General features: G+C 37.7%; 5 protein-coding genes. 1 reads left to right on the top strand and 4 read right to left on the bottom strand.

Going from position 1 to position 3,439, the window contains the following annotated elements:
* Positions 1–196: 196 nt before the first annotated feature.
* The 4 genes from F607_RS0125710 to F607_RS0125695 all read right to left on the bottom strand — a co-directional run bounded on the left by F607_RS0125710 (position 197) and on the right by F607_RS0125695 (position 2,599).
* Positions 197–667, bottom strand: coding sequence for a hypothetical protein (locus F607_RS0125710; RefSeq protein WP_027710305.1), 471 nt, complete (start codon positions 665–667; stop codon positions 197–199).
* A gap of 84 nt (positions 668–751) precedes the next feature.
* The gene (locus F607_RS0125705) at positions 752–1,168 is read right to left on the bottom strand and encodes a hypothetical protein (RefSeq protein WP_027710304.1); all 417 of its coding nucleotides are present in this window, start codon (positions 1,166–1,168) and stop codon (positions 752–754) included.
* Between the two features lie 772 nt (positions 1,169–1,940).
* Positions 1,941–2,282 carry a hypothetical protein gene (locus F607_RS0125700; protein ID WP_027710303.1) on the bottom strand — a complete coding sequence of 114 codons (342 nt, stop codon included), beginning with the start codon at positions 2,280–2,282 and terminating at the stop codon, positions 1,941–1,943.
* A gap of 50 nt (positions 2,283–2,332) precedes the next feature.
* Positions 2,333–2,599, bottom strand: coding sequence for a hypothetical protein (locus F607_RS0125695; protein WP_027710302.1), 267 nt, complete (start codon positions 2,597–2,599; stop codon positions 2,333–2,335).
* A gap of 559 nt (positions 2,600–3,158) precedes the next feature.
* Between F607_RS0125695 and F607_RS31930 the strand changes: the two genes are divergently transcribed.
* On the top strand, positions 3,159–3,439 hold a 281-nt coding region (locus tag F607_RS31930; protein ID WP_211233711.1), incomplete at its 3' end, for a type 2 periplasmic-binding domain-containing protein.

The raw sequence follows: 3,439 nt of genomic DNA, 5'->3' as shown, positions 1-3,439 counted from the left end.
TTCGCAGCCTGAATTGTAATACCAATGAGGGATCAATTCACTTCTAACTAATTGATTTTTCTTATTTATTCAGTTTTTTGTCCTGTACATAGATTTAACTATTAATAAACGTCACCCCAGCGCAAAACCTAACCTCATTGTAGGCCATATGGCTACTGGCATCCAGTGAGGTGGGTAGGGAGCAGTTATTACCTGTTTAGCTATTATTAGCACTTAATTTTGAATGTTGTGCCATGACAAAGGCTTTAATACTTGAAAAACTAGATTTTGGATTTTTTACTTTTAATAATTTTATTGCTTGATTAAGTTGACCATTTTCTATTAAACCAAGTGCTTTTGGTGGAATAATTGCCGGATAACCTATTTTTCTTTTTAAGCTTTCGATATATGCCTTGTGTTGCTCATCGCTAGGAGCCAACCCATTTTGAGAGTTATGCAACTTAGTCCATAATAAATGAGCTTCCCTGCATTTTGTGCAATACATTATTCTACAATAGAAAATCGCGTTAAAATCTAATATACAACCACCTAAAACAACATAATTTGAATTTGGAAACTGAGACCTTAGCGCAGAAAGATAATCGTTATCGTAACGGAATAAACCATATATTACAGGCGCTTCAGCTTCTATTAGCTCAATATCATGAAGTTTACAGAATTCAATCATCAGAGAATTCCTGACTACTTTAACGCAAGCCTAGTATCGTTAGCGGTTTCCAGTGAGCTTAGTAGGGAGCGGTTATTTACCCGATTAAGCACTTTGCCATTGTTCAATTATTTGGTTATATAAATCATCTACCTTGCCCTCTTGATCATCGCAAGCAAAGTAAATGATACCGAGGGCACAATATTGCCCCACTTCAGGTTCAATATGCTGCATTAACTCAAGCACTCTACTTATAGACAGCTCACTACCAGATAGAAGTGATTCTGCTGCCTCACGAACAATAGGCAATAACTTGTGATTGAAACCACTTAGCCATTGCTTGTAAAGTTTCTTCCGAACCTCATGATCTACGTCTGTTGGTGCTCGAACAATTTCATGAAGCACCATAAATGAAGCGTTGGAGGATATTTTCTTGGCCTGATCAATTAGTTCGAGAGCCTTCACCCCATCTTGATATGGGAAGTTGAAATCAATCGATTCTATAAATTCTTGCTCATTCATTCTTTACGCTTAATGTAGCAATTTACACACGAAGTTCCGTAAGATTGCTTGGTTATGTGATTTATGTTTACACATAACTACAAATGAACGTTACCCTTACGCAAAGCCTATCCTCATTGTAGGCCTTATGATTAGGGGTATCCAAGGAGGTGGCTGGTTATGGTTTACTAAGTGAGCATGTAGGCATTTCATCATAGAAATTCTCAGAGTCAGGAAATTGAGACCTTTCACTTCCAGTTAACTGCCACAATTTTTCGAGATTTTCGATCATTCTAATTTCAACCTAACGCTTCAATAATGGGCCAGAGCAAGCTTGCTTGCGGAGGTCCAGCCGAGAGGCGACACTAATTGACTTGTTATGTTGTAGCAACATATAGACCACCAATAATTACACCAAGTACTAACATTTGATAGGACAGAGAACGTACTGCATATTGTAAATTCCCGTACTTATTACCTATCACTTTCGAAATATACGAATGCTGCGAGAAACGATCATATAAATACAAAGCAGGCAAAAATAGAACCAACGACCAAGCACTAACTTCTGTTAGCTGAGAAATCACTATGGTGACCACTAAGTAATATGGCGACCCTACAAGACCTATAAAATAAAGCTGCTTTCTATTTACTCTATTCAATTTTCGCCACCCAATTCCGTGGAAACGTAACTATTAATGAACGTCTTACGCAAAACCTAACCCCATTGTAGGCCTTATGGCTAGTGGTATCCAGCGAGATAAGAGCGGCTCTTGCCCGATTAGCTGATGATTTAAGTAATATTAGCGCCCCAGTATGCAAACACGATAACACCAAAAAGATAAGGAATTGCAAATGCAACCAATGAGCATGTAAATGCAGCTACCCAGGACCCTTGTAATAGATACTTTGCTACAGGAACTAGAATTAAAACAAATGCAGGTAATAGAATGATCTCATTTATATATAGGTTAGCACTTAGTGTTTTAAGTGCTGCGCTAAGAATTACTACTATTAGCGCTAACCCAAAACTTGATCTTTTACATTGAAGTTTCTTTGCTACAAATTGAACTGCAAAAGTAGTAACAATCACTATCAATATTAGTGCAGTTACCAATACTTCTATAAATCCCATGTATTCCCTTAGTCACCTAACTACTAATAAACGTTACTCTGATAAAATGCCTAGCCTAATTGTATGGAAATTACTAGCAATGCTAATGGCGCAACAATTACAAAGGCATGTAGTAAGTTGAACCATATGTCTCTATTAAGTACGGGTTTAAAACCAGCTAATGCTAGAGCGGCATCTGCTACTGACATCTTGTGACGCTTAACTAATAAAACAAGCATAAATAATATGCCACCGATAAAAATATATTTTGCAGATATACCGTATGGGGTCAACCATATAGCGTTCAGCTTGTCCGCAATATTTGGATCTATCTCCATATCCGTCTTTCTCTCATATAACTCTAATGGACATCACTCTGACGCAAGCCTAGCCTCATTGTAGGCCTTGTGGCTAGTGGTATCCCAGGTACCCAGCTCTTACCCTATTAGGTTTAAAGCTTTTGAGTTCCTATGTAATTTCTAATTTGCTCTTCAAGCTCGAACTCATCATCACAGTCTCTCTCACTTAAGTACTCATCGAAATTTATAAGGCTAAAAACCATCTTTTGGTCTAAAGGGTGCGAGCAGCTTGTAGTATACAGTTTGAACTCTCCTTCGTGATTCACGTAAACTTCTCCATCGTTACTGAAGAGCAGTACCTGCTCTTTCGCAAACTTCACCAACATCTCTATATCTGTATCCCCTCGGCAAGCGTGCAAATTGCAAGAAAATTATTGCCACTCACACTAGCTGAGGGGCGCACCTATAGACCTCTGAATTCATTGACCGTAATTGCCTCAAAATTAAGTGACCAATGGGATTAGATGAGAACACCTTGTGAATGCAGCGCTGTAATACTTTACTCTATATAAGTGTATTTCTTTATTGCTGTATTAATATGAGTCATCATTACTTTTTCTGCTTCATCTTATTATTTCATGTTGGACACCTTTCGGCTTCTGTTGTCAACATATGTGATGATGAAATTGAATTTCCTCCTTATACATTTTTTGAGCGAGATAACCAAGGTGCTAAAACAAACTTAGTGGGCGTAACACATGATCTGCTCAAAGCGATCTTTAATCATATTGATTTGACCTATAAAGTGGATCTTGTGCCCTGGAAACGATGTATTTTTGAAGTAGAAAAGTATGATACGAGAAAGACCTATGAAATGTT

Origin of the sequence: Zooshikella ganghwensis DSM 15267 (genome assembly GCF_000428585.1) — a bacterium.
Classification (GTDB): Bacteria; Pseudomonadota; Gammaproteobacteria; order Pseudomonadales; family Zooshikellaceae; genus Zooshikella; species Zooshikella ganghwensis.
Note: the sequence above shows the minus strand (reverse complement) of the source record. Positions and strands in the feature narration are given on the sequence as shown.